Source organism: Elioraea rosea (assembly GCF_007644105.1).
GTDB lineage: Bacteria > Pseudomonadota > Alphaproteobacteria > Acetobacterales > Acetobacteraceae > Elioraea_A > Elioraea_A rosea.
This window is the reverse complement of the sequence record NZ_VFAC01000003.1, coordinates 217,783-244,726: the sequence shown is the minus strand read 5'-3', so window position 1 is coordinate 244,726 and position 26,944 is coordinate 217,783. Positions and strand designations below refer to the sequence as shown.

Here is a 26,944-nt window from a genome sequence, read left to right as displayed (position 1 = left end):
GTCGCGAGGCGCAGCTCGCCGCGGAGCGTGCCGCCGGCGCGATCGCCGCCACGACGCTCGACCTCGTCGCCGCTGCCCTTCCCGTTGCCGCGGCGGCGCATGCGCTGCCTGGCTGCGCCGAGCTCGCCGAGAAGCTTCTGGCGCGGCTTTCCGGCGTCGATCGCATCGCCATCCGCCTGCCGCCCGAGCTTGCGCGCCAGCTCGCGCCGCGGCTCGAGGCGGCGGCGGCGGCGGCGGATTTCTCCGGACGGCTCGACGTGATCCCGACCGACGGGATGGTCGCGGGCGAGATGCGCGTGAGCTGGCCAGGCGGCGAGGCGCGGCGCGACCCCGCGGCGCTCGCGGCGGCAGCGCGGGATGTGTTGCAGCGCCTCGGCCTTGCCGGGGCGAAGGACGAGGCGGAGCAGGAGATGAACGATGTCGGCTGAACAGGGCCAGGCGGTTCAGGGAGCGGGCATTCCGCTCGATGACCTTTCGGGTGGGACGGACGTCGCGCTCGCGGACGGCGAGCTCGGCGGCGGGCGCCCCGCGCGCGAGCTCGAGGCCGTCTACGACATCCCCGTCCAGGTCTCGGCCGTGCTCGGCCGGAGCACGATGCAGGTGAGCCAGCTTCTGAAGCTCGGCCGCGGGGCGGTTGTGGAACTCGACCGCAAGCTCGGCGAGGCCATCGACATCTACGTGAACAACCGGCTCGTCGCGCGCGGCGAGGTGGTCATGGTCGACGACAACCGCCTCGGCGTGACCATGACGGAAATCGTGAAGGCTGATCGCGGCGCCTGAGGCCGCACGTAGCAGGAGGGACGCAGGATGCGGATCCTGATCATCGGCTCGCTCTCGGCCGAACTTGGACAAGCCGGGCGCATCGCTATCGCCCGCGGCGCGAAGCTGAACCAGGCGGATGACGTTCTGCCCGCGCTCGCGATGCTGCGTGCGGGAACGGGCACCGACCTCGTTCTCTGCGACGTTCGCCTCGACGTCGCCACCCTCGTCCGCTCCATGGCGGGCGAGCGCATCGCCACCCCCGTGATCGCCTGCGGGATCGGCAACGACGCCGACCTCGCAGTCGCCGCCATCCGGGCCGGTGCGCGCGAATACCTCCCCCTCCCCCCCGATGCCGACCTGATCGCCGCCATCCTCGAGGCGGTGGGCTCGGACGGGCATGCGCTGATCCACCGCGACCCGGTGATGAAGGCAGCGATCAAGCGCGCCGAGCAGGTCGCCGCCTCCGAGGCCTCGGTGCTCATCGCCGGCGAGAGCGGCACGGGCAAGGAGGTGCTGGCACGCCACATCCACCGCAAGAGCCGCCGCGCCGGCGGGCCGTTCGTGGCGCTGAACTGTGCCGCGATCCCAGACAACCTGCTCGAGAGCGAACTGTTCGGCCACGAGAAGGGCGCCTTCTCCGGCGCCGTCGCGCGCCGCATCGGCAAGTTCGAGGCGGCCCATGGCGGCACGCTCCTGCTCGATGAGATCTCGGAGATGGATGTGCGGCTGCAGGCGAAGCTCCTGCGCGCCATCCAGGAGCGCGAGGTCGACCGGCTCGGCGGCGCCGAGCCGGTGAAGATCAACGTCCGTCTGATCGCGACCACGAACCGCGACCTGCTCACCGAGGTGCGCAAGGGGACGTTCCGCGAGGACCTCTATTTCCGCCTCAACGTCATCAACATGAACGTGCCGAGCCTGCGCGAGCGGCCGGGCGACATCGCCCCGCTCGCCGAGTACTTCTCCCGCAAGTACGCCGAGGTGAACGGCCTTCCTGGGCGGCAGATCTCGCCCGAGGCGATGGCGATGCTCGAGGCGCATTCCTGGCGCGGCAACGTGCGCGAGCTCGAGAACACGATCCACCGCGCGGTCCTGCTCGCGGCAGGCGACGTGATCGATGTCGATGCGATCGAGCTCGGCGGCGCCACGCCCGCGACCGACCACGCGGCGCAGCACCTCGTCCCGGCCGCGGCCGCGGCGGCAGCGAAGCAGCGCGAGTACAGCGGCGCGGCCGCATCCGCGGGGGCGCCGGTCGGCGCGCTCGTCGGTCGCACCGTGGCCGATGTCGAGCGCGACCTGATCCTCGAGACGCTCACCCACTGCCTCGGCAACCGAACGCATGCCGCGACCATCCTCGGCATCTCGATCCGCACGCTGCGCAACAAGCTGCGTGACTACTCCTCGGCGGGCGTGAGGGTGCCGCCGCCCGCGCAGGCTGACCGCGTCCTGGCCTGACCGGAGCCGGGCAGATGGCGGAGGGAAGCGTGGAGGTGGCCGGGCCTGGCTGGGGCGCGCGGCTCGGCCGCGCGGTACCGGCACCGGATGTGCTGATGGCGATCGGGGTGGCGATGCTCATCGTCATCCTTGTCGTTCCGCTGCCGCATCTCCTCCTCGATTTCGGCCTCGCGCTCTCGATCACGTCCTCGGTGCTGGTGCTGATGACGGCGATGTTCATGCGCCGGCCGCTCGACTTCACCTCGTTCCCGACGCTTCTGCTCATCACCACGCTTCTGCGCCTCGGCCTCAACCTGGCCTCGACGCGCCTGATCCTGGCGCACGGCCACGAAGGCCCGCAGGCCGCAGGCGCGGTGATCGCCGCCTTCGGCGGATTCCTGATGGGCGGCGACGTGGTGATCGGCCTGATCGTGTTCGCGATCCTCGTGCTCGTGAACTTCGTCGTCATCACCAAGGGCTCGGGCCGCATCGCCGAGGTCGCTGCGCGGTTCAGCCTCGATGCGATGCCCGGCAAGCAGATGGCGATCGACGCCGATCTCTCCGCTGGGCTGATCGACGAGGCGGGAGCGAAGAAGCGGCGCAAGGAGCTCGAGGAGGAAAGCGCCTTCTTCGGCGCGATGGATGGTGCCGCGAAGTTCGTCAAGGGCGACGCGGTCGCCGGGCTGATCATCACCATCATCAACCTCATCGGTGGGCTCGCGATCGGTGTCAGCCGCGAGGGGATGGGCTTCGGCGCGGCGATCACCGCGTTCTCCCTGCTGACGATCGGCGACGGGCTGGTGAGCCAGATCCCCGCGCTGATTACCTCCACCGCCGCGGGCATCGTCGTCACCAAGGCCGGCGTGGACGGCACGACGGACGAGGCGCTGCTGCGCGAGCTCGCCGGCAGCCCCAAGCCACTCGCCATGGCTTCCGGCGCAGCAGCGGTGATCGCGCTGATGCCAGGCATCCCGATGTTGCCCTTTCTCGCGCTCGCAGGCATTGCCGGCGCGGCCGCCTGGGCGCGGCGCGATGCCGGCAAGGCGCCGGACCAGGACGCGCTCGCGGCCGAGATGGAGGCGCTCGCCGCCCCGCCCGTCGAGGACTCGCCCGCCGCGGCGCTGCGCATCGATGCCGTGCGGCTCGAGCTCGGCTATGCGCTCCTTGGCCTCGCCACTGCCGAGGGCGGCGCGCGGCTGACCGAGCAGATCCGCGCGCTCCGCCGCGCGCTCGCCTCCGAGATGGGCTTCCTGCTGCCGCCGGTGCGCATCCAGGACAACGTCCAGCTTCTGCCCTCCACCTATTGCGTGCGCATCAAGGAACTCGAGGCCGGCCGCGCCGAGGTCCGCCCCGGCATGCTGATGGCGATGGACCCGACCGGCGCGCCCGTCGCGCTGCCTGGCGAGAAGACGACCGAGCCTGCCTTCGGCATTCCCGCCGCCTGGATCGACGAGACGATGAGCGAGGAGGCGGCCGCGCGCGGCTACACGGTGGTCGATCCGGCCTCCGTCATCACCACGCACCTGACAGAGCTGGTACGCGACCAGATGGCGGAGCTCCTCTCCTTCGCCGAAACGCAGAAGCTGCTCGACGAGCTGCCGCGCGAGCACCAGAAGCTGGTGGCCGACCTGATCCCCGCGCAGATCAACACCGCAGGCGTGCAGCGCGTACTGCAGGCGCTGCTCGCAGAGCGCGTCTCGATCCGCGACCTGCCCACGATTCTCGAAGGCATCGCCGATGCGCTCGCGGCCGGTGCGCGCGGGGTCGGCGGCATCGTCGCGCAGGTGCGCATCCGGCTCGCCCGCCAGATCAGCGAGCAGCACACGAGCCCGAACGGCTACATCCCGCTCGTCACCCTCTCGCCAGACTGGGAGCGCGCCTTCGCCGAGGCGCTGACCGGCCCGTCGGAGGACCGCCAGCTCGCCATGCAGCCCACCAGGCTTACCGACTTCATGACCAGGCTCCGCGACGCGATGGACCGCGCGGCGAACTCCGGCGAGGCCGCAGTGCTGCTCGTCGGCCCCACGATCCGCCCGCATGTGCGCGCGGTGGTGGAACGGTTCCGCGCCGCAACGACGGTGCTGAGCCAGGCGGAGATCCATCCGCGGGCGCGCATCCGTACGGTGGGGAGCATCTGAGCCATGCGCATCCGCACCTTCCGCGCCCGCACCGTTGCCGCGGCGATGTCTGCCGCCCGCGCAGAGCTCGGACCCGACGCGCTGATGCTCGGCACGCGCCGCGTCGCGGACGGTGTGGAACTCACGGCAGCGACCGAGCCGGAGGAGGAGATCGCGCCGGTCGTTCCGGTGGCGCCCGCCCCCGTCGCCGCGCCGCCGCGCGACCACGCCGTCGAGCAGGCGCTCGCCGCGCACGGGCTTCCCGAGGGGCTCCGCGCCGCGCTCGCCACCGGCCCGAACCTCGCCGCCCGCCTCGCCGAAGCGCTTCGCTTCGAGGACCTGCCGCTCGGACCAAGTGGCGCGCTGCTCGTCGTCGGCCCCCCTGGCGCGGGCAAGACGCTCACCGTCGCCAAGCTCGCGACCAGGCTCAGGCTCGCGGGCCAGACCCCGCGCGTGATCGCCGCCGATGGCCGCCGCGCCGGCGCTGTCGAGCAGCTTGCAGCCTTCACCCGGCTTCTCGGGATCGACCTGATCGCCGCACCACACCCCGCCACCGTGCTGCGCGCGCTCGCTCAAGGTCGGGGGGAGGCGCCGGCGCTGATCGACACCGCAGGCCTCGACCCGTTCGACGCAGCCGACCGTGAGGAGATCGCGGCGCTGGCCGCCGCCTCGGGGGCGGCCATCGCCCTCGTGCTTCCCGCAGGGATGGACGCGATGGAGGCAGCAGAAAGCGCGGAGGCGATGGCCGAGGCAGGAGCACGCCACCTCCTCGCCACCCGACTCGACCTCGCGCGGCGGATCGGCGCCGTGCCGGCCGCGGCGATCGGCGGCGCGCTCGCCATCGCCGAGGGCGGAACAGGGCCCGGGGCGGCCGATGGTCTCGCGCCTCTAACCGCGGAGGCCCTTGCCGCGCGGCTCCTCACCCCTCCCTCCGCGCGCCCCGCGCGCGCCAGCGCCGCCTGACCGGAGACAGACCGCCATGACAGCGCGCGCCACAGCCTCCGTCGCGACCCTTGCCGCCACGATCCCCGAACCGCTCGCCCGCCCGGCCGGGCGACTCATCGCCATCGCCTCCGGAAAGGGCGGGGTCGGCAAGACCTGGCTCGCCATCACCCTCTCCCACGCCCTCGCCCAGAGGGGGGGGAGCGTTCTGCTCGTTGATGGCGACCTTGGCCTCGCCAATGTCGACGTGCAGATTGGCCTTGCCGTCGCGCATGACCTTTCGGGGCTGCTCAAGGGCGAAAGCGCCGAGGCGCTGGCGACCGCGGTGCCGGATGCTGGGTTCTCGGTTCTTGCAGGCCGCTCGGGCTCCGGCGCGCTGGCGCAGCTCGTGCCTGAGCAGATCGAGACGATCCTCGCCGGCCTCGCCGCCGCACGGCGCTACGACCATGTGGTGCTCGACATCGGCGCGGGGCTCGACCGTACGGCGCGGCGCCTCGCCTCGGTGGCCGACACGCTGCTCGTCGTCACCACGGAGGAGCCGACGGCCCTGACCGATGCCTATGCCTGCCTGAAGCTCGCAGCGATCGACCGCCCGGGCGGAGACCGGCGCGTGGTGGTGAACATGGCGGGCACGCAGGCCACGGGCGAGCGCACCTGGCTCACGCTGCGCAAGGCGGCCGAGAATTTCCTCAAGCTGAGCCCCCCGCTTGCCGGCGTCATCCGCCGGGATGTGCGGGTCTCGGAGGCGATCCGGCGCCAGGTTCCATTCCTGACGCGCCACCCCGCTTCGGAGGCGGCGGCCGACATCGGAAGATTGGCCGCCAGCCTAGCGCCCTGACACGTCGCACCCTGGCGGCTGGCAGGTTCGCCCCGCGCATGCCATATGCGCGGCATGAACCGAAGCCGCCGCCAGCCAGCCCGATGCCGCTGAGCCCCCCTGCGCCGCGGGAGAAGCTCCATACCCGCGCGATCGTCATCGAAGGCTATCGCCGCGAGGACGGGCTGTTCGACATCGAGGCCCGGCTGACCGACACGAAGACCTACACGTTCTCGAACGATGACCGTGGGGACATCCGCCCGGGCGAGCCGCTGCACGGCATGCTGATGCGCCTGACGGTGGACGAGGACATGCTGGTGCATGCTTGCGAGGCGAACACCGAGTACGGGCCCTACGCCGTCTGCCCCGCCATTACCCCGAACTTCGCCTCCCTTGCCGGGCTGAGGATCGGCCCGGGCTGGAACCGGAAGGTGAAGGAGGTGGTCGGAGGGGTGAAGGGCTGCACCCACCTCGTCGAGCTGCTCGGCCCGATGGCGACCGTCGCGTTCCAGACGCTCGTTTCGGTCAGACGCAGGAAGGCGGCGGCCCATGCCGGCCCGCCGCCCCTTCTCAACTCCTGCCACGCCTACGCGGCGGACGGACCGGTGGTCGCCCGCCGCTGGCCGGACTATGCCCGGCCGAAGGTCTACTCCGCGGCGGACCCGGAGTAGAACACCGGCACCGAGGCGGCGCGCAGCACACCGTTGCCGCCGTGGCGCGAATGGTCAGCCATGCCATGGCCGGCGGCGATATGCCCCTCCTCCGTCGCCGCGGCGCGGAAGTACTGGAGCACGTAGACCCGCATCGCCGAGGTACGGCCGCCCTTGAGGCCGAGCTTCTCGATGCGGCGGCAGAGCTCGGACGGGCTCGTCCGTTCACGCCGACAGATTTCGGACAGCGCGTCCCAGAGCTCGGGCTCCAGCCGCATGCTGGTGCGGCCACGCTCTGCGACGATGTTGCGGTTGATCAGGGTGCTGCGCGCCATGGGAACTCCTCCGTGTGCGCAGAGAGTGACCGAGATCATTTAATGGGACGTTGAAGCGCGACCGAGTCGGGCGGAAAGAGAAATCAGCCCCGCGCCCCGGCCGACGCGCCGGATTCCTCTGGCGTTTCGAGCTTGAGGGTCAGCGCGTGCAGGCCGGTGGCGAACTCGGCGGCGAGCGCATCATGCACCAGCCTCTGCCGCGCAACCCGCCCCTGCCCGGCGAAGCGGGGCGAGACGGCGTGCACGGTGTAGTGGGTTTCGCCCGCGCCATCGGGGTTGCCGGCATGCCCGGCATGGCGGGCGCTGTCATCGACCACCGCGACCGTCGCCGGCGCCAGTGCCGCCTCGAGCGCCTGCCTGATCCGCGCCGCGCGTTGTCCTGTCATCTCCGAACCATCCCCCTGCTTGCCTTGCCAGCCCCGGAGGGCATGGCCATAACTTGCCGATGCGCAACGGCGCCGCCCGCACCCATCCAAGAAGCTCCCGCCCGCGGGCCGATTCCCCCCAGACGGACGATCTGTCGCGCCGCTGCGACCACCCGGGCTGTACCGAGCATGGCGGGTTCCGGGCGCCCAAGTCGCGTCGCAGCCTGAACGACTACTACTGGTTCTGCCTCGATCATGTGCGCGAGTACAACCGCTCCTGGGACTACTACAAGGGGATGAGCCCGGGCGAGATCGAGGCCGAGATGCGCCGCGACACGACCTGGCAGCGCCCCTCCTGGCCGCTCGGGCGCATCGGCCTCGGCACGGATGAGCGGGTGCTCGACCCGTTCGGCCTGCTCGGTGCGAAGCAGGCCCCGCCGAAGACCGAGCCGGCGGAAGCGCCGCAGGAGCTCCGCGCGCCTCTCGCGACGCTCGACCTTGCCTGGCCGGTCACGCGCACCGATGTGAAGCGTGCCTACAAGGCGCTCGCCAAGCGCCACCATCCGGACGCCAACAGCGGCGACAAGGCGGCCGAGGACAGGCTGAAGACCATCAACGCCGCCTACACGACGCTGATCCGGGCGCTCCCCGCGACGGGGGGCTGAACGATGATGCACCGCGGTGGCCTTCGCAACCGCGGCCCCCGGGTCTAGACTGTTGCCGAGCAAGGAAAGCGGACCGCGCATGACCAAGGTGACCCAGTTGTCTGACGCACGACCCACTTCAGCGATCGACCTGCCCGACACGAAGGTTCGCGCCGGCGATGTGTTCGGCTTCGCCTCCGACCTCGAGGTGCCGGCCTTCTCCGTGCGCACCGAGCATGTGCCCGACATCGACGAGGCCTACCGCTTCGACCGCGAGACTACGCTCGCCATCCTCGCCGGCTTCGCCTTCAACCGGCGCGTGATGGTCCAGGGCTATCACGGCACCGGCAAGTCGACGCATATCGAGCAGGTGGCCGCGCGGCTCAACTGGCCCTGCATCCGCGTCAACCTCGACAGCCACATCAGCCGCATCGACCTGATCGGCAAGGACGCGATCGTTCTTCGCGACGGCAAGCAGGTGACGGAATTCCGCGAGGGAATCCTCCCCTGGGCGCTGCAGCACCCCTGCGCGCTCGTGTTCGACGAGTACGACGCCGGCCGGCCTGACGTGATGTTCGTGATCCAGCGCGTACTCGAGGTCGAGGGCAAGCTCACGCTTCTCGACCAGAACCGTGTGATCCGCCCACACCAGGCGTTCCGGCTGTTCTCGACGGCCAACACGGTCGGCCTGGGCGACACCACGGGGCTCTATCACGGCACGCAGCAGATCAATCAGGGCCAGATGGACCGCTGGAACATCGTCGCGACCCTGAACTACCTGCCGCACGACCAGGAGACCGAGATCGTCACGGCCAAGCTCTCCATCCCCGCCAACGATACCGCGGCGAAGAAGCGCGTCGCCGCGATGGTCGCGCTGGCCGATCTCACGCGCGCCGGCTTCATCAACGGCGACATCTCGACGGTGATGAGCCCGCGCACGGTGATCACCTGGGCCGAGAACGCCAAGATCTTCGGCGATATCGGCTTCGCTTTCCGCGTGACCTTCCTCAACAAGTGCGACGAGGCGGAGCGCGCGACGGTGGCCGAGTACTACCAGCGCTGCTTCAATGAGGAGCTGCCGCTCGGCGCCGGCCCCCGCCGCGCCGCCTGACCGGCAAGCTGCCGATGGCCCAGCCGCCGAACCCGCGCGATACCGCCCGCGCAGAGGAGTTCCGCCGCGCGACCGCCGGTGCGCTCCGCGCGGTCGCCGAGCGCGGCGATGTCGATGTCGCGTTCCAGCCTGGGCCTCCCGGCGTGGCGGGAAAGCGCGCACGCCTCCCCGTTCCCTCCCGCGCCCTTCCCGCGCCGGAGATGGCACGGCTTCGTGGCGCGGCCGATGCGATGGCGCTCCGGCTCAAGCTGCACGACGACGCGGTGCATGGCCGCCGCACGCCGGCCCGGCGGGAGGCGCGCGAGGTGTACGACCTTCTCGCCCAGGCCCGCGTCGAGGCGATCGGCTCGCGGGTGATGGAAGGGGTCGCGGCCAACCTCCGCGCCAGGCTCAGCGAGGAATGCGAGGCGGACGGGCTCGACCGCATGACGCGGCGCGAGCAGCTTCCCGTCGCCAAGGCCATCGAGCTTCTCGCCCGCGAGGCCATCACCGGAGAGCCGCTGCCCGAGGCCGCGCGCGAGGTCATCTCGCTCTGGCGCGAGACGCTGCCGCCCAAGGCGATCGAGGCGCTCGCCAATCTCGGCCCCTCGCTGGACGACCAGGACCAGTTCGGCCGCGCCGCCCGCAAGCTTCTCGCGGCGCTCGACATGGCAGAGGAGGAAAGCGAGGCCGAAGCCGAGGCCGAGCAGGAGGAGGACGAGCAGGGCGAGCAGGAGGAAGGGGCGGAGAGCGAGGAGCAGGACAGCGCCGGCTCGGCCGCCGAGGCCGAGAGCATGCCCGGCGCGCGCGAGGAGGAGGCCGAAGGCCAGGCGGAGGCGGCAGACAGCGTCGAGCAGGAGCAGGACGAGGGTGCGGCCGCCGAGGGCGATGACCGCCCCGCCGGCCCGCAGGCGCGCAAGGACCGCGATCTCGCCGGCGATCACACCCGCTATGAGCCCTACACGCGCCAGTTCGACGAGGAGGTCGCTGCCGACGAGCTTTGCGACGCCGACGAGCTGACGAGGCTTCGCAGCCAGCTCGACCAGCAGCTCCAGCACCTCCAGGGCGTCGTGTCCAAGCTCGCCAACCGGCTGCAGAGACGCCTTCTGGCGCAGCAGTCGCGAAGCTGGGATTTCGACCTCGAGGAGGGGCTGCTCGACGTCTCGCGGCTCGCCCGCGTCGTCGCCAACCCGACCCATTCGCTCTCCTACAAGCGCGAGCGCGACACCGAGTTCCGCGACACGGTGGTGTCGCTGCTGATCGACAATTCCGGCTCGATGCGGGGGCGGCCCATCACGGTCGCGGCGATGTCTGCCGACATCCTCGCCCGCACGCTCGAGCGCTGCGCGGTGAAGGTCGAGATCCTCGGCTTCACAACGCGCGCCTGGAAGGGCGGACAGAGCCGCGAGCGCTGGGTGCAGGAAGGCAAGAAGCGCAACCCCGGCCGCCTGAACGATCTTCGCCATATCGTCTACAAGGCGGCGGACCAGCCCTGGCGCCGCGCGCGGCGGAATCTCGGACTGATGCTGCGCGAGGGGCTTCTCAAGGAGAACATCGACGGCGAGGCGCTCGAATGGGCCTATCGCCGCCTGGCGGGCCGGCCCGAGCATCGTCGCATCCTGATGGTGATCTCAGACGGCGCCCCGGTCGACGACAGCACGCTCTCGGTCAACCCCGGCAATTATCTGGAACGGCACCTGCGCGACGTGATCCGCAGGATCGAGCGTGACAGGATGATCGAGGTCACGGCCATCGGCATCGGACACGACGTGACGCGCTACTACCGCCGCGCGGTGACGATCGTCGACGCCGAGGAACTCGGCGGCACGATGATGAAGAAGCTCGCCGAGCTGTTCGACGAGGACGCAGCCGAGGCCTGGCATCGGGCCGCGGCCGAGCAGGCCGCGCTGGTCGCCTGATTTCTCCTGCCCTTCCTCGCCGGGTGCTGCTCGGCGCGGCGCTTGCCGCCTTCGCGCTGCCGGCGAACGCTCTCGCGCTCCGCGCCCGCGTCATTCCGCTTTCGGAAGAGGATCCGTCTCTCGACAGGCTCGGGCCGCTCGCGTTCAAGGGCGCGCTGGCACTCGCCGGTTCCGAGCGTGCCTTCGGCGGCCTCTCGGGCCTCCTGCTCGAGCCTGATGGCCGGTTCCTCGCGGTGACGGACCAGGCGCATTGGATCCGCGGGCGGATCGAGCGCGACGGCACGGGAAGGCTGACGGGCATCGTGGAGGCCGAGCTTCTTCCGATGCTCGACGGCAATCTCCGCCCCGTGCGCATCGGCAGGCCGAGCGATGCCGAATCCCTCGCACGCCTTCCCGACGGCAGGCTGCTCGTCGGGTTCGAACGCTGGCACAGGCTGCGCGTGTTCGCCTCGCCCGAGGCGGGGGCGCAGTTCTTCCCAAATCCGCGAGGCATCGCGACGCTGCCCGCGAACTCGGGCCTCGAGAGCGTCACCGTGCTGGCGGATGGGCGCATCCTCGCCATTGCCGAGGCGGGCGGCGACGACGGCACCGCGCGCGCCTGGATCGGCGCGCCGGACGGCCGCACCTGGGACGAGCGCCGCTACCGCCCCGGGCCGGATTTCGTCGCTGTCGATGCCGCGGCGCTGCCAGGTGGCGGCGCGCTCGTGCTCGAACGCCGCGTCAGCCTGCTGACCGGCTTCACGAGCCGGATCGTGCATCTCTCGGCTGCCGCGCTCGATCAGCCGGTGCTCGAGCCCGTCGAGCTCGCAACGATCGGCGCCCCGCTTTCCGCGGACAACTACGAGGGCATCGCGGTCGCGCACCGCGACGATGGCGCGCTCGACGTGGCGATCGTCTCGGACGACAATTTCAGCCTGTTCCAGCGCAACATCCTGATGCTGTTCCGCCTCGAACAGGACGCGCTCACGCCTCCGTCACGCTGATCGCCGCGCGCCACGGACGGCCGCGAACAGCGCGAGCAGGGCGGTGCCGAGCAGCGCCAGCGTTCCGGGCTCGTCGATGACCTTGATGCCATGCGCGTGAAGGAAATCCGAGTTCCCCTCGATCCCAGTGCGAACGAACCCGACGACATCCCCGACGGTACAGGCCGCGGCCACCGGAACGAAGGAGCCGGTGACCACGCCGCTCAGCATGAAGTCTCCCATGGTCAGGAGCGGACCGCCGCTGTCGCCATAGCAGAGACCGGCCTCGAGCTTGGAAGACGCCGCCTGACCATCGCGAGGACCAGTGCCTGGATCGGCGACCGGCTTGTCATCGACGATCCCGTCGAAATCGACGAACGTAAAGGGCGCTCCATCGGGAATGTAGGCAGCGTTCACACCCGCGCGCTTCCTGTTGTCCTGGACCGAGCCACCTGGACCACTGGAGCCATAACCGACAACCCGGGCCACGTTCCCACCGGGCGATGCATACACCGAGAACGGCTTGAATTCGGCGGGAACGGCGCTACTCAGCGTCAGCAGGGCAAGGTCATAGATCTGATATGCCAAGGACTCCTCATGGACATAGAGCGGGTTCAGGTGGATCGCACTCGCATCGATGCTCGGTGCGGTGGGCGAAGACAGGTTGGCGCCGAGCTCGTTGCCATATAGGAACTTGACCTGTTCCGGCTTGTAGTCGCTCGCTCCGTCCTTGTTGACGTCGAAGCAGTGGGCGGCAGTGAGCACCATGGTCGAGCTCACGAGCGTTCCGGTGCAGAGGCTCGCCGTCGGCCCGATGGTGATCCCGCCGATTCCCGAGTAGCGAGGCTGCATGCCGAGCTCGAGCGCGACCTGGTCGATCGTCTTCGTGCCAATCATGCCGTCGTTCACAACAACGGCCCTGCAAGGACCGGAGGTCATGGCGGCTGCCGAGAGGGCGAGGACGAGAACAACAGCGCGCCCGTGGCGCGGAGACCGGTGCTGTCGCATGGATTATCTCCGATGCGGGCTCGCCGTGCCCCTCAGGGCCAGGACCAGGGCAGCACTGCCCATCAATGGGAAACTAACGCCAGCCCGTGCAATGTTTCATTGACCTACAGCAACGATGTCGCGGCGCCGCGCTCAGCTGAGGCTGACGCCCCAGGCGGCCGCCTCCTCGCGTACGCGCCCGGCCGCGATCGCTTTCCGCACCGCCGCCATCAACCGCGTCATGAAGCGGATGTTGTGACGCGTCACCAGCAGCAGCCCGGCGAGCTCGTCCACCTTGAGCAGATGGTGGAGATAGGCGCGCGAGAGCCCGGCAGAGCAGGCGGGGCAGTCGCAGCCCTCCTCGAGCGGGCGGGCGTCATCTCGGAAGCGAGCGTTGCGGAGGTTCAGGTGGTCGCGCCCGGAGGTCTCCTCGCACATTCGCACGAGCGCGCCGCCATGGCGTGCGATCCGGGTCGGGTGCACGCAGTCGAACGTGTCAATGCCCTGGGCCGCGCCATGCCAGATATCGGCCACCTGGCCGATGCCGAGGAGGTGGATCGGCCTGTCGGGGCGGAGCAACGGCGCCTGTAAGGCAACGATGGCGTGCATCTGGGCGCGGTCGCCGCCAAGCGAGTCGCCGATCGCGTGGGCGAAGAAGTCCTCGCCGTTGACGAACTCCGCCGCCTCGCGCCTGAGATCCTCGTGCACATGCCCGCCCGCGATACCGACGAGCGCCTGCGGCCCCGCGCTGCCCTGCCCCTGCCGCGCATCGAAGGCGGCGAGCGAGCGGCGCGACCAGCGGAAGGTTCGCGCCAGCGCGCGCTCGACATAGCCACGGTCTGCATGGAAGGGCGTGCATTCGTCGAGCACGACGACGAGATCGGCCCCGATCGCGCCCTGGACGGAGAGCGAGATCTCGGGCGAGAGCCGGTGCACCGAGCCATCGATATAGGAGCGGAACGTCGCCGCCGCCTCCTCGATGCGCAGAAGCGTCGCCGCGGGCGTGCCCGAACGGTTTCCCTTGATCTCGGCTGCGACACCGCCATGGCCCATCGAGAAGATCTGGAACCCGCCGCTGTCGGTCAGCGTCGGGCCGCGCCAGCCCGTCATCGCAGCGAGGCCGCCGAGTGCAGCGATGCGCTCGGCGCCAGGAGCGAGCATCAGGTGATAGGTGTTGCCGAGAACGAGCGATGCCCCAAGCGCGCGCACGTCCTCCATCGTCGCTGCCTTCAGGGCCCCGCGCGTTGCGCAGAGAACGAAGGCCGGCGTCTCGACCACACCGTGCGGCGTCTCGATCCGCCCGGTGCGCGCGCGTGTCCTGCCGTCACGGCCCGTCACGGTGAAGCGATGGGCGGGGTAGCGCGCGCTCATCGCTCCTCCCGCACCAGCCGTCCCGCGAGATACATCGCCGGGGTGTCGAGAACCGCGAGAAGCACGCGCACGAGCCAGGTGCCGAGAATGTAGGTGCGGCACAGCACGTCCCATGGAACCGGGTGCTCGGCGAACACCACGAAGGCGAGGGTCGAGAACAGCGCGCTGTCGACCAGCGCCGAGATCGAGGTGCTCGCGGTGTTGCGAAGCCAGAGCGCGCGCCCGCCAGTCGCCGCACGGATGGCGGTGAAGAGACGGATGTCGAGGAACTGGCTCGCGAGGTAGCTCGTCATTCCGGCGGCGAACAGCGCGGGCGCGGGCGTGAAGAGGGCGGCGAGATGGTCGTGATAGGGAAGCGCCCAGGCGAGGTCCGCACCGGCGGTCGCGGCATCGAGCGGACGGTAGCCGAGCGCGAGAAGCATCAGGACCGTCATCGTCAGGTGCGCGGCGAAGCCGAGCCACACGGCCTTGCGCGCAGCCGCGGCGCCATAGTGTTCGGCGAGGATGTCGGTCGCGAGATAGGTCGCGGCGAAGACGACCGTGCCTTCCGCGACCGGCCCGGGCAGCACCGCGAAGGGCACCACCTTCAGCACCTGGAGGTTGGCCGCCACAACCGCGACGGCGACGAACACGTAGAGCCCCGCCCGCCCGAAGGCGGCGAGCAGCGCGAGAACCGCGCCGAAGGCGGCGAGAACCATGAGCGCCCAGACGGCATCGGGCGGCAGCGCGTTCAGCGCCGCGACCAGGCCGGCCGGCGAGAGGGGAAGCATGGGAGGCTAGCCGCCGGATGAAAAAAGGCCCGCCGAAGCGGGCCCTTCCCTGTGCCGCGCGAGGCGGCCGGCCATCAGGCGGCCTTCTTGGCCTTCGCGCGCTCGAGCCGGCGCTTCAGCACCCGCGCCTCGTCGGAAAGCTTCCGGTCGGGCGTGCCGAGCAGCCAGGCATCGATGCCGCCATTGTGCTCGATGGTGCGGATGCCGCGCGTCGTCATGCGCATGCGGATCGTGGTGCCGAGCACCTCCGACATCATCGAGGCGACCTGCAGGTTCGGCAGGAAGCGCCGGCGCGACTTGTTGTTGGCATGGCTGACATTGTTGCCCGTCAGCACACCCTTGCCCGTGACGCCGCAGCGACGCGCCATGACACCTGATCCTTCCGAACGACCTAGACCAAACGGCCAGAACCGGGGCAGGCCCCCGAGGGCCGACCCGTGCGAAGACGCGGCTTCTATCCGCCGATGCCGCCCGCGTCAAGGCGCGGGCGCGAGGTCCAGCCCTGCGGAGGCTGGCCCGGCCACCGCTCAGCCCTGGGGCGGCCCGTCGGCCCTGAGTTCGCCCGCCTTCACCGAGGCGATGGCGTTGTTCAGCACCTGGATGATGGCGTCATCGCTCATGGACCGGGAAAGCAGCCCGAGCGCGCCGCCGAGAAGCGCCGATGCAGCCGAGAGGGAGCCGATCTTCTGCTCCATCATGTACTCGATGGCCTTGTCGACGACCGAGCCGGCATGGCTCAGGTCAGCCGGCGCGTTGCCCTCGGTGTCGAACTGCATGCCGCGCTCTCCTTCGCTGGTGTGTCTGCCAGATGGGGCCGGGGTCGGGGCGGATAAACCCCTCCGCCGCCTGCGCAGGCGTGCCATGCCCGTGGCATGATCGGCCGATGCCGAGCTCGCGCGCCATGGTCCTGCCCGCCCCCAGACAAAGGCTGCGGCTCATCTGCCGCACCGTGCCTGGGCCCGGCCCCGGTCAGGTGCTCATCAAGGTCTCCGCCTGCGCCGTGTGCCGGACCGACCTCCACGTGGTGGACGGCGACCTGCCCCAGGCCCGGGCGGGTGTCGTGCCGGGCCACGAGATCGTGGGGCGCGTCGAGGCGCTCGGCGAAGGGGTGGCGGACCTCCGCGTGGGAGACCGCGTCGGCGTTCCCTGGCTTGGCTGGACCTGCGGCACCTGCCGGTTCTGCCGCGAGGGACGGGAGAATCTCTGCGCCGAGGCCCGCTTCACCGGCTGGCAGATCGATGGCGGCTATGCCGAGCACGTGGTCGCGGATGCCCGCTACTGCCTGCCCATTCCGGCGCAGTACGCCGATACCGAGGCGGCGCCGCTCCTCTGCGCCGGGCTGATCGGTCATCGCGCGCTCAGGATGGCGGGGGATGCGAAGCGACTTGGCCTCTACGGGTTCGGCGCGGCGGCGCACATCGTCGCGCAGGTCGCGCGGCACGAGGGGCGGGAGGTCTATGCGTTCACCCGCCCGGGCGACACGGCCGCGCAGGGCTTCGCGACGCGCCTCGGCGCCGTCTGGGCAGGCGGGTCGGACGAGGCGCCGCCCGAGCCGCTCGACGCAGCGATCCTGTTCGCCCCGGTCGGCGCGTTGGTGCCAGCGGCGCTCAAGGCCACGATCCGTGGCGGGGTCGTCGTCTGCGCAGGCATCCACATGAGCGACATCCCCTCCTTCCCCTATGCCGATCTCTGGGGTGAAAGGGTGATCCGCTCCGTCGCCAATCTCACGCGGGCGGACGGTCTCGCCTTCCTCGCCCTCGCACCAGAGGTTCCGGTGCGCACGGAGGTGGAGGTCCTGCCGCTCGAGAAGGCGCAGGAGGCGCTCGACAGGCTCCGCGCCGGCGAGGTGACCGGCGCGCTCGTCCTCGTTCCCTGACGCCTACTTCGCGGGCGCCTCGGCTTCTGCCTCGTCCTGCTCGGCCTGGCGGCGCCACATCGCCGCGTACAGCCCGTCCTTCGCAAGCAGCGCGGCATGGGTGCCGCGCTCGGCGATTCGTCCCGCGTCGAGCACGAGGATCTCGTCTGCGTCCACCACGGTCGAGAGGCGGTGTGCGATCACGAGCGTCGTGCGGTCGCGCGAGATCTCGCGGAGATTGGCCTGGATCGCCTGCTCGGTCTGCGTATCGAGCGCGGAGGTTGCCTCGTCGAACAGCAGGATCGGCGGGTTCTTCAGGATGGTCCGCGCGATCGCGACGCGCTGCTTCTCGCCGCCCGAGAGCTTGAGCCCCCGCTCGCCCACCCGCGTGGCATAGCCGTCGGGCGTCGAGACGACGAAATCGTGGATGCGGGCAAGCCGCGCGGCCTGCTCGATCTCGGCCTCCGAGGCATCGATGCGGCCATAGCGGACGTTGTAGGCGATGGTGTCGTTGAACAGCACCGTGTCCTGCGGGACGATGCCGATGGCGGCGCGCAGGCTCGCCTGGGTGACGGACGCGATGTCCTGCCCGTCGATCACGATGCGCCCCTCCTGGGGGTCATAGAAGCGGAAGAGAAGCCGCGAGATCGTGCTCTTGCCGGCCCCCGAAGGCCCGACGATCGCCACCGTATGCCCGGCAGGCACGGTGAAGGAGACGCCGTCGAGGATGCCGCGATCCGGCCGGTAGGCGAAGCGGACGTTCTCGAACCGCACCTCGCCCGCCGGCACCGCAAGCGGCTTTGCGCCTGGCATATCGGCCACCTCACGCTCGACCGCGAGCAGGCGGAACATCGCCTCCATGTCCACGAGCCCCTGCTTGATCTCGCGGTAGGCGAAGCCGAGGAAGTTCAGCGGCGCGTAGAGCTGGATCAGAAATGTGTTCGCCATCACGAACTGCCCGACGGTCAGCGAGCCGGAGACGACGCCCCGCGCTGCGAGCAGCATGACCACCGTCAGCCCCAGCGCGATGATCGTCGCCTGGCCGAGGTTGAGCGCGTTCAGCGTCACCTGGTTCTTCACCGCTGCCCGCTCATAGGCCGCGAGCGCGGTGTCGAAGCGCCGGGCCTCATGCGCCTCGTTGCCGAAATACTTCACCGTCTCGAAGTTCAGCAGGCTGTCGATCGCCTTGGTCGTCGCCTCCTGGTCCGTCTCGTTCATGGTGCGGCGGAAGCGCACGCGCCACTCGGTGAAGACGAGCGTGAAGGCGACGTAGAAGGTGAGCGTGAGGAACACGACGAGGGCGAACTGCCAGCCGAGCGCCACCCAGAGGACGACAGTGGCGAGCCCGATCTCCAGAAGCGTCGGCAGGGTCGAGAACAGGGCGAAGCGCAGCACCGTGTCGATGCCCTTGGTGCCGCGTTCGATGGCGCGCGAGAGCCCGCCCGTCTGCCTGTCGAGGTGGAAGCGGAGGGAGAGAGCGTGCAGGTGCTGGAAGGTCGCGTGCCCCACGCGCCGCACCGCCCGCTGCGCCACGGCAGAGAACACCGCATCGCGCAGTTCCTGGAACATCGAGGCGGCGAACCGGAGAAGACCATAGGCGACCACGATCGCCACCGGAACGGCGACGATCGCCCCCCTTCCCTCCGCAGGCGTCAGCGCATCGACCGCCCAGGACAGCACCACGGGCACGTAGACGGTCGCGACCTTGGCGAGGATCAGGGCCGCCAGCGCGACGACGACGCGCGCCCGCAAGCCGGGCTCGCCCTTCGGCCACACATAGGGCAGCAGCGACCGAAGCGTGTCGGCGTGGCTTCTCGCCGGCGGGCCCGAAAGGCCGCCGGCCGTCGGTGGGGGTGTGCTGTTCACGGACCCTCTGTCGTCAACCGCCGCGGCAGGGCCACGGCGCCATGCTCCTGATGCCTCTTATGTCGCGTGCGCCGGGCGGAGGCAAAGCCCGGGGCCGGGCATGGCACCCATCCATCCTCCGGGTTGGCACCGGTGGATGATGCGGGCGGGGCATGCGAGGGTCCGGGCATGGACCCCGATCTCGCGCCCTGGTGGCGCCACATCGCGCGCTGCAATGACCTCCCCTCCCCTACGGGCTTCGAGCCGTTCCTGATCGAGGGCCGGCCCGTCGGCTGGCTCGCGCCGGACATCGTGCGCGCGCTCACCTTCCGGCCGGCGAGCTTCCATTTCGACGGCCGCGGCGTGTCGATGGCAGGAAAGCTGAGAAGCCCCGGGGCGCGCAGCGATGCGCTGGCGCAGGCGGTGGCAGACCTCGTCGAGACCGGGCTGATCCCCCGGCTTCGCGGCGAGCGCTACGACGTGCGATCGGACCCGGGGGGGCCATCCCTCGCGATGCTCGACCGCTCCGCCGTGCCGGCCTTCGGGGTGCGCGCGGAGGGGGTGCACGTCAACGGCCTGGTCCGCCGCGCCGATGGGCTGCATCTCTGGGTCGGGGTGCGCGCGGCGGACAAGTCGGTCGATCCCGGCAAGCTCGACCACGTCGTGGCAGGGGGCATCGCGGCGGGGCTCGGACCGGACGAGACGCTCGTGAAGGAGGCGGAGGAGGAAGCGTCGATCCCGCCCGCCCTGGCGGCAACGGCGAGGAAGGTCGGCACGATCGGCTACGTGATGGCCTGGAACGCGCCTCGCCAGGCCCGCGGCATGCGGCGCGACGTGCTGCACATCTACGACCTTGAGCTTCCCGAGGGGTTCGAGCCCCGGCCGAGTGACAGCGAGGTGGCGCGGTTCGAGCTGTGGCCGATCCGGCGCGTGGCGGAGGCCGTGCGCGACAGCGACGTCTTCAAGTTCAACGTGAACCTCGTGCTCATAGAGCTTCTGATCAGGGAGCAAATCATCCCGGCGGGCCGAATCGCGGAACGACTCCGCGCCGGGCTGGACCAGGGAGGCTGACGAGCGACACGGAGCCGTAACGGTACAGTCATGCTTCTGCACGACGATCCGCACCGCGGTACCCCGCCTTCGGGGAGAAGGGTACCCGAAACAACGGTGAGGAACTCGTGCCATGGGCTTCGCAAACCTGAAGATCGCCAGGAAAGTGCTTCTGCTGGTCCTGCTGATGCTCGCGATAACCGGCGTGGTCGCCGGCGTCGGCGTCCAGGGCATCCTGACTCTCTCGGATGACCTCAACGAGGTGAGCCTGACTGCGGATGAAGCACTCACCGGCGCTCGGGCGAGCCGCGATGCCCTGGTGCTGAACCGCGCCGAGTTCCGGCTCGCGGCCGACCCCTCGGCGGACACCATGCGCTACGCCGAAGAGGTGGCAAAAGCCGCGAAGGCGCAGTTCGAACAGCGGCTCGGGATGCTTCGCCGCTCAGCCGATGCCGAGCAGTTGCTGCTCCTTCAGCCGGTCGAGGCGGCCTGGCAGCGCTATTCCGCAGAGTTCGACGCGACAGTTGCGACGGTCCGCCGCCTCGGCGGGCAGGTGCAGTCGAACGAGGCTTCAGCCGCCATAAACCGTTCGGTGATGGAGAGCCGCACGGCCGCCGAGGCGCTGATCGCCGCAATGTCAGCCTTCAACACCTATTCCGACCAGAAGGCCGACAGCATCGCGACGGGGGGCATCGCCCATGGCAGGCAGCTGACGGTCATCATGACCGCCGTCGTGGCGGCGGGCATGATCGGCGGCCTCGCGCTCGGCTGGTTCACCGGCACCCGCGCCGTCGCCCGCCCGATCGCTACGGCGGTGACGCGCCTCAACGCGCTCGCCGAGGGAGACACCGACGCGCCGATCACGGGGGGCGAGCGGAAGGATGAGGTGGGCGACATCGCGCGCACCATGGCGGTGTTCCGCGACAACCTGATCCGCACCCGCGAGATGCAGGCAGCCCAGCTCAAGGAGGCAGAGGCGAAGGCAGAGCGGGCAAGGCGCGTGGAGCAGATCACCCGCATATTCGAGGCGGAGGCGGGGAGCGTCGTCCGCACCGTCGCGACCGCCGCGACCGAGATGGAGGCGACGGCGACCGGCATGGCCGCCGGCGCGGAGGAGACCTCGCGCCAGGCCTCCGCCGTCGCCGCTGCAGCGGAGCAGGCCTCCGCCAACGTGCAGACGGTCGCCTCCGCCGCGGAGGAGCTCGCCGCCTCCGTGAGCGAGATCTCGCGCCAGGTGGCGGAGAGCACGCGGATCGCCGAGGAGGCCGTGCAGGAAGCGACACGCACCGGCGCGACCGTGCATGCGCTGTCGGAGAACGCGCAGCGCATCTCCGAGGTGGTGCGCCTGATCAGCGAGATCGCGGGGCAGACCAACCTGCTCGCGCTCAATGCAACGATCGAGGCGGCGCGCGCGGGCGAGGCCGGCAAGGGCTTCGCCGTCGTCGCCTCCGAGGTGAAGAACCTCGCCGCGCAGACAGGCAAGGCCACGGAGGAGATCGCCGGGCAGGTGAGCGCGGTGCAGGGCGAGACGGCCCGCGTGGTCGAGGCCATCCGCGCGATGGGCGAGGTGATCGGTCGGCTCAGCCAGATCGCGACCTCGATCGCTGCGGCTGTGGAGGAGCAGGGCGCGGCGACGGGCGAGATTGCACGGAACGTGCAGGAGGCCTCGTCCGGCACTGCGTCCGTGACGGTCAACATCTCCTCGGTGAACGAGGCGGCGGCCGGGTCGGGCGCGGCGGCAGCGCAGGTCCAGTCGGCGGCGCGCGAGCTTAGCGCCGGAGCGGAGACGCTGCGCAGCCAGGTCGAGACGTTCCTCGCGGAGATGAAGGCGGCCTGATCACGCCTTGTCGGGGAAGCCGGCCATGGCCCGCACCTCTGCGGGGCTGTGGCCGGCTTCTCGCAATGCGGTGATGGCGAGCGACCCGTCGCGCTTGGCAAGCCGCCGTCCATCGGGGCCGGCCAGCAGCGCGTGGTGGCGCCAGCGCGGCACGGGCCAGCCCATCAGCGCCTGAAGCAGCCTGTGCAGGTGCACCGCGGGCTTGAGGTCGTCACCGCGCGTCACGAGCGTCACGCCCTGCAGCGCGTCGTCATGGGTCGCGCAGAGATGATAGCTCGCCGGCGTGTCCTTCCGCGCGAGCACGACATCGCCGAACAGCGCCGCAGGGTCGGCCTCGAACACGCCTTCGCCCACCTCCTCGCACAGAAGAGGGCGTGTGACCGAGGCAAGCGCGGCAGCGATATCGAGGCGGAACGCATGCGGCTCTCCAGCGGCGATGCGGGCGCGCCGTTCGCTCTCGGCCATGGCGCGGCAGGTTCCCGGATAGACTGGCCCGTCCGCGCCGTGGGGCGCGCCGCCGATCGCTGCGATCTCGCGGGCGATGTCGGTGCGGGTGCAGAAGCACGGATAGAGCAGGTCGCGCGCGCGGAGCGTCTCGAGTGCGGCGGCGTATTCGTCGGAATGCTCCGACTGCACGCGCACCGGACCGTCCCAGGCGAGGCCGAGCCAGGCCAGGTCCTCGAGCATGGCGGCGGCGTGCTCGGGGCGGCAGCGCGCCCGGTCGATGTCCTCGATCCTGACGAGGAACCGCCCGCCCGCCTCGCGCGCGCAGCGCTCCGCGAAGAGCGCAGAATGCGCCGAGCCGAGATGCAGCCTCCCCGTCGGGCTTGGGGCGAAGCGGGTGACCACGGTTGCGCCGTCCATCGTCTCAGGCTATCGCGCGGGGCACACGGAAGGGAGAGAGCCATGGCACCGATCGCGCTCGACGGCCCGCGGCACGCGCCGAAATCGGGCCGCGCAGCCAAGCAGCTCGTCGTGCTGCTGCACGGCCTCGGCTCGGACGGCGAGGACATCGACATGCTCGCGCCCCTTCTCGCCCCTGCCCTGCCGCATGCCGCCTTCGTCGCCCCCACCGCGCCCTTCTTCCCGAGGAACGCGCCCGACCAGAGGCAGTGGTTCGAGATCGGCGACATTCCCGTCTCGCAGCTCCACGCAGGCATCGAAGAGGCCGTCGCTGTTCTCGATGCCTTCGTCGATGCCGAGCGCGCACGGCTCAAGCTTCGCGCGCGCGACGTCGCCCTCGTCGGCTTCAGCCAGGGCGCGATGATGGCGCTCTGGAGCGGGCTCAGGCGCGACCCGGGGCCCGGGGCGATCGTCGCCTATTCCGGCGCGCTCGTCGGCGACACGCGCCTTCCGGCCGAGCTTCGCTGGAAGCCGCCGGTGCTGCTGGTACACGGCTCGGACGACCAGGTCATCCACCCAGGCTATTCCGACACCGCCCAGCGCGTGCTCAAGGACCTCTCCGTTCCGGTGCGCGCTCTGTTCCGGCGCGGGCTCGGCCATGCGCTCGATGCCGAATCCGTCGGCGCGGGTGCCGCCTTCCTCGCCGACTGGGCGGATGGCAAGGTGCCGGCCGCCGCACCGCATGCGACCACGGTGAACTGACGTCCCCTGTGCACAGACCGCCCGTGAAGCTTCGGTGATCGGCCACGCCGGTCGCTGGACTTCGCCACGCCTTCTGTGCATAACGCTCGCAGTCGAACGGCTGCGCCACATCATGTGGTAGCGCCCCGGGAGACGGGGCCAGGCATGTTGTGGGAGCAGCCCGTAAGGGGAGTGCTTCTTGCCTGATGGCGGAACCAGTCTCGCGCGTTCCCACTACCCGGCGCTCGTCCTGAACGCCGATTTCCGCCCGTTGTCCTACTTTCCGTTGTCGGTCTGGTCCTGGCAGGACGCGGTGAAGGCCGTGTTCATGGATCGCGTCTCCGTGCTGTCGGAGTATGAGACGCTGGTGCACTCGCCCTCGATGGCGATGCGCCTGCCTTCGGTGATCGCGCTGAAGGAGTATATCCCCGCCGCGCGGCGCCCGGCCTTCACGCGGTTCAACGTGTTCCTTCGCGACCGCTTCGAGTGCCAGTACTGCGGCGACGGCCACCCCACCCAGGACCTCACCTTCGACCATGTGATCCCGCGCTCGAAGGGCGGGCGCACGACGTGGGAGAACGTCGTCACCGCCTGTTCCTGCTGCAACCTGCGCAAGGGCTCGCGCCTGCCGCGCGAGTGCCAGATGTGGCCGATGAACCCGCCGCGCCAGCCGACGAGCTGGGAGCTGCAGGACAATGGCCGCGCCTTCCCGCCCAACTACCTGCACGAGAGCTGGCGGGACTATCTCTACTGGGATACCGAGCTGGAGAGCTGACGCTTCACGGCTTGCCGGACAGCACCGAGCCGGCGTCTGGCCTCAGCCGGGCGACAACCGGAACCGAGGCCGCCATCGCTGCGGAGACGACGAGGAAGCCGGTCGAGAAATCCGCAATCGCCGGCGTCGCGCGCCCGCCGAGATGCATCGAGGCCTCGAGCGTCGCTGCCGCGGCGACGACGCCGAGCGTGAGGCTCACCTGCTGCATCGTCGAGTAGAAGCCTGTCGCGTCCGCCATGCGGTGCTGGCGGATATCGGCGAAGGCGATCGTGTTGAAGGAGGTGAACTGCAGGCTTCGGAAGAAGCCGCCAGCGATCAGCACGCCATGCAGCATCCACCACGGCGTGTCGGGACGGAACAGGGCGCAGGCGGCGAGCGTCAGCGTGCTCACGATGCCGTTCCACAGGAGCAGCGTTCTGAACCCGAACCGTCTGAGCAGCGGCCCGGCGGCGGGCTTCATCGCGATCGCGCCGACGGAGGCGGAGAAGGTGACGAGCCCTGCCTCGGCCGCGCTCATCCCGAACCCGACCTGGAGCATCGTCGGCAGCAGGAACGGAACCGCGCCGACGCCGAGCCGGAACAGCGAGCCGGCCAGGACGGAGACGCCGAAGCTCGGCACACCGAGCAGCCTGAGGTCGAGCACGGGCCGGGGCATGCCGAGCGCGTGGCGCACATAGAGCACGCCCGCGCCGAGGCCGAAGGCGAGGATCGCGAGGCCGAGCTCGGGCCCGAAGATCGGCCGCGAGGCAAGCTCCGCCCCGAAGATCAGCCCGGTGAGCGCGAGCCCCGACAGGACGAGACCGGGCGCGTCGAGCGCACGCCGGCCTGATGGCTTGCCGCCCGGGATGAGCCGCGAGACGAGGACGATGCCGAGCAGCCCGACCGGGAGGTTTAGGAAGAACACCCAACGCCATGAGGCATGCGTGACGATCAGCCCCCCGAGAGGCGGGCCGATGATGGGCCCGATCAGCGCAGGCATGGTGAGCCAGGCCATGGCTGAGACGAGCTCGGATTTCGGCACCGAGCGCAGCAGCACGAGCCGCCCGACCGGCACCATCAGCGCACCGCCGATGCCCTGCACCACGCGCCCGAGAACGAGAACGGGCAGGCTCGGCGCGAGGCCCGACAGGGCGGAGCCAGCGCAGAACACGACGATCGCCGAGCGGAACACCTCGCGCGGGCCGAACCGGTCTGCGATCCAGCCCGAGGCGGGGATGAACACCGCGAGGCTGAGCATGTAGGCGGTGAGCGCGAGGGAGAGGCGAAGCACGTCCGACCCGAAGCTCGCCGCCATCGCGGGCAGCGCGGTGGCGATCACCGTGCTGTCGACGTTCTGCATGAAGAGCGCGCTCGCGACGACGAGGGCGGTCAGGCGCGGGCTTCGTTGCGGCGATGGGGCGACGTCTGGCACGCGCGCGATCATGCTGCGCCTGGCAGGGACGGCAAGGCGTCAACTGGGCAGGACTGCCCCTCGTTCCCGGCGCTCGCGTGGCAATGCCTTGCGGTTCCTACTTCGGAGCCAGGGGCCGCCCATTCGCGCCGGTCACGACAATCTTCTGGACCTGCGATCGCCTACTCCATATATTTGCCAATGTTCGAAGAATAAGAACGTTGCTCCCTGCCTCTCGGCCCCGACAGAACCAGACGAATGACCAAGGGCCCTGCGGAGCGGGAAGGACCGGAGGGACCCATGAGGCGATCAACAATCACTGCTGCTGCTTGCGCCCTGTCGCTGTTCGCGCTTGCCGGGTGCGGCAACACGACGGGCGACCGCGCGATAAGCGGCGGTGGGATCGGCGCGGGCGTAGGCGCGCTCGGAGGATGGGCGGTCGGCTCGCCGATCGAGGGCGCACTGATCGGCGGCGCAGTCGGCGCCGGCGCCGGCGCACTCACCGGGCCAGACCAGATTAACCTCGGCAAGCCGATCTGGCGCTAGCATCGGCCTGCGCGGTGAGCACAAGAAGAAACAAGGAGGAAGGAATGTTCCGCTCTCGTGATATTATGCCGATATTGGCCGCCGCATTCCTCGTGTCCGGGCTGGCGGCGTGCACCGAGACGACGCAGCAGGCATCGGCGCCGCGCCACGATGCAGCGACAAGCGGCCCGGAACTCGCCGGCGTCTGGTACCAGGTCTACTTCGATACCGGCAGCGCCGAGGTGAACGAACGCGGCAGGATGATCGCCCGCAACGTCGCCTACGTCACGACCAACAGCGCAGCGACACGCGTGACGGTGATCGGCAGGACCGACCGTATCGGCGCCGCGCCGTCGAACATGGCGCTCTCCGAGCGCCGCGCAACCGCCGTGCGCGATGCGCTGATCTCCGCCGGGGTGCCTGCTGCGCGGATCGATACGAGCTGGACGGGGGAGGTCAGGCAGGCGGCAAGCCAGGCCGACACCGATCCTGCGCACAGCCGCGTGGTGGATGTGACCGTCGTCAGGACGCCATAGGAGCGCAACCTCAACTCAGCCGAACGGCTTGCGAAGGAGATTGTCATGCGGGGGAAATCCTGGCTGGGCGCTGCGCTGGCGGTCGCGGTGCTGAGCGCGACGCTCGGCTGCGCCTCGACGCCAACCAGCCAGAGCACCGGCGAGTACATCGACGATTCGGCGATAACCACCAAGGTGAAGGCCGAACTGCTTGGCGACTCAGGGCTCAGTTCGTTCGATATCGGCGTGGAAACCCAGAACCGCGTCGTGCAGCTCAGCGGCTTCGTCGACAGCCAGGCCGTGAAGGCGCGTGCAGGGCAGATCGCCGCTGGTGTCGCGGGCGTACGGTCTGTCCGGAACGATCTGGTGGTGAAGTGAACACGCTCCTCTCTCGGAACGAGGCCAA

The 26,944-nt window shown here is 70.2% G+C and carries 29 protein-coding genes; 19 read left to right on the top strand and 10 right to left on the bottom strand.

Annotation, left to right across the window (positions count from 1 at the left end):
- From FIF60_RS21490 to FIF60_RS04340, 7 genes are all read left to right on the top strand, one after another.
- A partial coding sequence (locus FIF60_RS21490; RefSeq protein ID WP_456305138.1) for a hypothetical protein occupies positions 1 to 428 on the top strand: 428 nt, incomplete at its 5' end.
- Positions 418 to 780: a flagellar motor switch protein FliN gene (fliN, locus tag FIF60_RS04365; RefSeq protein ID WP_144184200.1), complete on the top strand. Its 363-nt coding sequence runs from the start codon at positions 418 to 420 to the stop codon at positions 778 to 780. The genes FIF60_RS21490 and fliN, both read left to right, overlap by 11 nt.
- A 27-nt stretch (positions 781 to 807) precedes the next feature.
- The gene (locus tag FIF60_RS04360) at positions 808 to 2,214 is read left to right on the top strand and encodes a sigma-54 dependent transcriptional regulator (protein ID WP_144184198.1); all 1,407 of its coding nucleotides are present in this window, start codon (positions 808 to 810) and stop codon (positions 2,212 to 2,214) included.
- 14 nt (positions 2,215 to 2,228) lie between these two features.
- Complete coding sequence (gene flhA, locus FIF60_RS04355; RefSeq protein WP_144184196.1) at positions 2,229 to 4,331, top strand: flagellar biosynthesis protein FlhA; 2,103 nt, start codon at positions 2,229 to 2,231, stop codon at positions 4,329 to 4,331.
- A gap of 3 nt (positions 4,332 to 4,334) precedes the next feature.
- Entirely contained in the window at positions 4,335 to 5,273 is a 939-nt protein-coding gene (locus FIF60_RS04350; RefSeq protein ID WP_144184194.1) for a flagellar biosynthesis protein FlhF, read from the top strand.
- Positions 5,274 to 5,289: 16 nt separating this feature from the next.
- Positions 5,290 to 6,090, top strand: a complete 801-nt coding sequence (locus FIF60_RS04345; RefSeq protein WP_144184192.1) for a nucleotide-binding protein — start codon at positions 5,290 to 5,292, stop codon at positions 6,088 to 6,090.
- Between the two features lie 83 nt (positions 6,091 to 6,173).
- Positions 6,174 to 6,740, top strand: coding sequence for a DUF2889 domain-containing protein (locus FIF60_RS04340; protein WP_144184190.1), 567 nt, complete (start codon positions 6,174 to 6,176; stop codon positions 6,738 to 6,740).
- Here FIF60_RS04340 and FIF60_RS04335 read toward each other — a convergent pair.
- On the bottom strand, positions 6,716 to 7,054 hold the full coding sequence (locus tag FIF60_RS04335) for a ribbon-helix-helix domain-containing protein (RefSeq protein WP_144184188.1): 339 nt from the start codon (positions 7,052 to 7,054) through the stop codon (positions 6,716 to 6,718). The two genes, FIF60_RS04340 and FIF60_RS04335, sit on opposite strands and share 25 nt — an antisense overlap.
- Before the next feature lie 83 nt (positions 7,055 to 7,137).
- On the bottom strand, positions 7,138 to 7,440 hold the full coding sequence (locus tag FIF60_RS04330) for a BolA family protein (RefSeq protein ID WP_144184186.1): 303 nt from the start codon (positions 7,438 to 7,440) through the stop codon (positions 7,138 to 7,140).
- A gap of 59 nt (positions 7,441 to 7,499) precedes the next feature.
- Here FIF60_RS04330 and FIF60_RS04325 point away from each other — a divergent pair, with 59 nt between their 5' ends.
- From FIF60_RS04325 to FIF60_RS04310, 4 genes are all read left to right on the top strand, one after another.
- Positions 7,500 to 8,084: a DnaJ domain-containing protein gene (locus tag FIF60_RS04325; protein ID WP_144184184.1), complete on the top strand. Its 585-nt coding sequence runs from the start codon at positions 7,500 to 7,502 to the stop codon at positions 8,082 to 8,084.
- A 79-nt stretch (positions 8,085 to 8,163) separates the two neighbouring features.
- Positions 8,164 to 9,174, top strand: a complete 1,011-nt coding sequence (gene cobS, locus FIF60_RS04320) for a cobaltochelatase subunit CobS (RefSeq protein ID WP_144184183.1) — start codon at positions 8,164 to 8,166, stop codon at positions 9,172 to 9,174.
- Between the two features lie 14 nt (positions 9,175 to 9,188).
- Complete coding sequence (gene cobT / locus FIF60_RS04315; RefSeq protein ID WP_144184181.1) at positions 9,189 to 11,072, top strand: cobaltochelatase subunit CobT; 1,884 nt, start codon at positions 9,189 to 9,191, stop codon at positions 11,070 to 11,072.
- A 23-nt stretch (positions 11,073 to 11,095) separates the two neighbouring features.
- Positions 11,096 to 12,055 carry an esterase-like activity of phytase family protein gene (locus tag FIF60_RS04310; protein ID WP_158639057.1) on the top strand — a complete coding sequence of 320 codons (960 nt, stop codon included), beginning with the start codon at positions 11,096 to 11,098 and terminating at the stop codon, positions 12,053 to 12,055.
- Here the strand turns inward: FIF60_RS04310 and FIF60_RS04305 are convergent.
- The 5 genes from FIF60_RS04305 to FIF60_RS04285 form a co-directional block, all read right to left on the bottom strand.
- Entirely contained in the window at positions 12,047 to 12,931 is an 885-nt protein-coding gene (locus FIF60_RS04305) for a trypsin-like serine protease (protein ID WP_158639056.1), read from the bottom strand. The two genes, FIF60_RS04310 and FIF60_RS04305, sit on opposite strands and share 9 nt — an antisense overlap.
- Before the next feature lie 243 nt (positions 12,932 to 13,174).
- Positions 13,175 to 14,392 carry a tRNA guanosine(34) transglycosylase Tgt gene (gene tgt, locus FIF60_RS04300; RefSeq protein WP_144184175.1) on the bottom strand — a complete coding sequence of 406 codons (1,218 nt, stop codon included), beginning with the start codon at positions 14,390 to 14,392 and terminating at the stop codon, positions 13,175 to 13,177.
- Entirely contained in the window at positions 14,389 to 15,162 is a 774-nt protein-coding gene (locus FIF60_RS04295; protein WP_144184173.1) for a queuosine precursor transporter, read from the bottom strand. The genes tgt and FIF60_RS04295 overlap by 4 nt, the downstream gene beginning before the upstream one ends.
- A 74-nt stretch (positions 15,163 to 15,236) precedes the next feature.
- On the bottom strand, positions 15,237 to 15,530 hold the full coding sequence (gene rpmB, locus FIF60_RS04290) for a 50S ribosomal protein L28 (protein ID WP_144184171.1): 294 nt from the start codon (positions 15,528 to 15,530) through the stop codon (positions 15,237 to 15,239).
- 159 nt (positions 15,531 to 15,689) lie between these two features.
- Complete coding sequence (locus tag FIF60_RS04285) at positions 15,690 to 15,938, bottom strand: hypothetical protein (RefSeq protein ID WP_144184169.1); 249 nt, start codon at positions 15,936 to 15,938, stop codon at positions 15,690 to 15,692.
- A 125-nt stretch (positions 15,939 to 16,063) separates the two neighbouring features.
- On the opposite strand from FIF60_RS04285, the gene FIF60_RS04280 reads away from it, so the two are divergent.
- A complete protein-coding gene (locus FIF60_RS04280) occupies positions 16,064 to 17,038 on the top strand; it encodes a zinc-dependent alcohol dehydrogenase family protein (RefSeq protein ID WP_239451486.1) in 975 nt (324 codons plus the stop codon).
- Positions 17,039 to 17,041: 3 nt separating this feature from the next.
- Here FIF60_RS04280 and FIF60_RS04275 read toward each other — a convergent pair whose 3' ends face one another.
- On the bottom strand, positions 17,042 to 18,883 hold the full coding sequence (locus FIF60_RS04275; protein ID WP_144184165.1) for an ABCB family ABC transporter ATP-binding protein/permease: 1,842 nt from the start codon (positions 18,881 to 18,883) through the stop codon (positions 17,042 to 17,044).
- A 168-nt stretch (positions 18,884 to 19,051) separates the two neighbouring features.
- Between FIF60_RS04275 and FIF60_RS04270 the strand changes: the two genes are divergently transcribed.
- Together FIF60_RS04270 and FIF60_RS04265 are read left to right on the top strand one after the other, a co-directional pair.
- Positions 19,052 to 19,933, top strand: a complete 882-nt coding sequence (locus FIF60_RS04270; protein WP_144184163.1) for an NUDIX hydrolase — start codon at positions 19,052 to 19,054, stop codon at positions 19,931 to 19,933.
- 112 nt (positions 19,934 to 20,045) lie between these two features.
- On the top strand, positions 20,046 to 21,749 hold the full coding sequence (locus FIF60_RS04265; protein ID WP_144184161.1) for a methyl-accepting chemotaxis protein: 1,704 nt from the start codon (positions 20,046 to 20,048) through the stop codon (positions 21,747 to 21,749).
- Here the strand turns inward: FIF60_RS04265 and gluQRS are convergent, their stop codons facing one another.
- Entirely contained in the window at positions 21,750 to 22,613 is an 864-nt protein-coding gene (gene gluQRS / locus FIF60_RS04260) for a tRNA glutamyl-Q(34) synthetase GluQRS (RefSeq protein WP_144184159.1), read from the bottom strand.
- 42 nt (positions 22,614 to 22,655) lie between these two features.
- On the opposite strand from gluQRS, the gene FIF60_RS04255 reads away from it, so the two are divergent.
- Together FIF60_RS04255 and FIF60_RS04250 are read left to right on the top strand one after the other, a co-directional pair.
- Positions 22,656 to 23,354, top strand: coding sequence for an alpha/beta hydrolase (locus tag FIF60_RS04255; protein ID WP_144184157.1), 699 nt, complete (start codon positions 22,656 to 22,658; stop codon positions 23,352 to 23,354).
- Between the two features lie 178 nt (positions 23,355 to 23,532).
- Positions 23,533 to 24,108, top strand: a complete 576-nt coding sequence (locus FIF60_RS04250) for an HNH endonuclease (RefSeq protein WP_144184155.1) — start codon at positions 23,533 to 23,535, stop codon at positions 24,106 to 24,108.
- Positions 24,109 to 24,112: 4 nt separating this feature from the next.
- On the opposite strand, the gene FIF60_RS04245 is transcribed toward FIF60_RS04250, so the two are convergent.
- Entirely contained in the window at positions 24,113 to 25,519 is a 1,407-nt protein-coding gene (locus FIF60_RS04245) for an MDR family MFS transporter (protein WP_239451481.1), read from the bottom strand.
- A gap of 279 nt (positions 25,520 to 25,798) precedes the next feature.
- Between FIF60_RS04245 and FIF60_RS04240 the strand changes: the two genes are divergently transcribed.
- Genes FIF60_RS04240 through FIF60_RS04230 form a run of 3 tightly spaced genes read left to right on the top strand, consistent with a single transcriptional unit; the run spans position 25,799 to position 26,916 of the window.
- Complete coding sequence (locus FIF60_RS04240) at positions 25,799 to 26,044, top strand: YMGG-like glycine zipper-containing protein (RefSeq protein WP_144184151.1); 246 nt, start codon at positions 25,799 to 25,801, stop codon at positions 26,042 to 26,044.
- A 44-nt stretch (positions 26,045 to 26,088) separates the two neighbouring features.
- Complete coding sequence (locus tag FIF60_RS04235; protein ID WP_144184149.1) at positions 26,089 to 26,559, top strand: OmpA family protein; 471 nt, start codon at positions 26,089 to 26,091, stop codon at positions 26,557 to 26,559.
- Between the two features lie 45 nt (positions 26,560 to 26,604).
- Complete coding sequence (locus FIF60_RS04230) at positions 26,605 to 26,916, top strand: BON domain-containing protein (protein WP_144184147.1); 312 nt, start codon at positions 26,605 to 26,607, stop codon at positions 26,914 to 26,916.
- Positions 26,917 to 26,944: the final 28 nt, after the last annotated feature.

What these genes read in the sequence shown, in the direction of transcription:
- FIF60_RS04325 (WP_144184184.1), top strand. Translation starts at nt 7,500, where the DNA reads ATGCGCAACGGCGCCGCCCGCACCCATCCAAGAAGCTCCCGCCCGCGG.
- FIF60_RS04295 (WP_144184173.1), bottom strand. Translation starts at nt 15,162, where the DNA reads ATGCTTCCCCTCTCGCCGGCCGGCCTGGTCGCGGCGCTGAACGCGCTG.
- FIF60_RS04360 (WP_144184198.1), top strand. Translation starts at nt 808, where the DNA reads ATGCGGATCCTGATCATCGGCTCGCTCTCGGCCGAACTTGGACAAGCC.
- FIF60_RS04340 (WP_144184190.1), top strand. Translation starts at nt 6,174, where the DNA reads ATGCCGCTGAGCCCCCCTGCGCCGCGGGAGAAGCTCCATACCCGCGCG.
- FIF60_RS04255 (WP_144184157.1), top strand. Translation starts at nt 22,656, where the DNA reads ATGGCACCGATCGCGCTCGACGGCCCGCGGCACGCGCCGAAATCGGGC.
- FIF60_RS04240 (WP_144184151.1), top strand. Translation starts at nt 25,799, where the DNA reads ATGAGGCGATCAACAATCACTGCTGCTGCTTGCGCCCTGTCGCTGTTC.
- gluQRS (WP_144184159.1), bottom strand. Translation starts at nt 22,613, where the DNA reads ATGGACGGCGCAACCGTGGTCACCCGCTTCGCCCCAAGCCCGACGGGG.
- flhA (WP_144184196.1), top strand. Translation starts at nt 2,229, where the DNA reads ATGGCGGAGGGAAGCGTGGAGGTGGCCGGGCCTGGCTGGGGCGCGCGG.
- rpmB (WP_144184171.1), bottom strand. Translation starts at nt 15,530, where the DNA reads ATGGCGCGTCGCTGCGGCGTCACGGGCAAGGGTGTGCTGACGGGCAAC.
- cobS (WP_144184183.1), top strand. Translation starts at nt 8,164, where the DNA reads ATGACCAAGGTGACCCAGTTGTCTGACGCACGACCCACTTCAGCGATC.
- FIF60_RS04345 (WP_144184192.1), top strand. Translation starts at nt 5,290, where the DNA reads ATGACAGCGCGCGCCACAGCCTCCGTCGCGACCCTTGCCGCCACGATC.
- FIF60_RS04265 (WP_144184161.1), top strand. Translation starts at nt 20,046, where the DNA reads ATGGGCTTCGCAAACCTGAAGATCGCCAGGAAAGTGCTTCTGCTGGTC.
- cobT (WP_144184181.1), top strand. Translation starts at nt 9,189, where the DNA reads ATGGCCCAGCCGCCGAACCCGCGCGATACCGCCCGCGCAGAGGAGTTC.
- FIF60_RS04235 (WP_144184149.1), top strand. Translation starts at nt 26,089, where the DNA reads ATGTTCCGCTCTCGTGATATTATGCCGATATTGGCCGCCGCATTCCTC.
- FIF60_RS04270 (WP_144184163.1), top strand. Translation starts at nt 19,052, where the DNA reads ATGGACCCCGATCTCGCGCCCTGGTGGCGCCACATCGCGCGCTGCAAT.
- fliN (WP_144184200.1), top strand. Translation starts at nt 418, where the DNA reads ATGTCGGCTGAACAGGGCCAGGCGGTTCAGGGAGCGGGCATTCCGCTC.
- tgt (WP_144184175.1), bottom strand. Translation starts at nt 14,392, where the DNA reads ATGAGCGCGCGCTACCCCGCCCATCGCTTCACCGTGACGGGCCGTGAC.
- FIF60_RS04280 (WP_239451486.1), top strand. Translation starts at nt 16,064, where the DNA reads ATGGTCCTGCCCGCCCCCAGACAAAGGCTGCGGCTCATCTGCCGCACC.
- FIF60_RS04305 (WP_158639056.1), bottom strand. Translation starts at nt 12,931, where the DNA reads ATGATTGGCACGAAGACGATCGACCAGGTCGCGCTCGAGCTCGGCATG.
- FIF60_RS04230 (WP_144184147.1), top strand. Translation starts at nt 26,605, where the DNA reads ATGCGGGGGAAATCCTGGCTGGGCGCTGCGCTGGCGGTCGCGGTGCTG.
- FIF60_RS04285 (WP_144184169.1), bottom strand. Translation starts at nt 15,938, where the DNA reads ATGCAGTTCGACACCGAGGGCAACGCGCCGGCTGACCTGAGCCATGCC.
- FIF60_RS04350 (WP_144184194.1), top strand. Translation starts at nt 4,335, where the DNA reads ATGCGCATCCGCACCTTCCGCGCCCGCACCGTTGCCGCGGCGATGTCT.
- FIF60_RS04330 (WP_144184186.1), bottom strand. Translation starts at nt 7,440, where the DNA reads ATGACAGGACAACGCGCGGCGCGGATCAGGCAGGCGCTCGAGGCGGCA.
- FIF60_RS04335 (WP_144184188.1), bottom strand. Translation starts at nt 7,054, where the DNA reads ATGGCGCGCAGCACCCTGATCAACCGCAACATCGTCGCAGAGCGTGGC.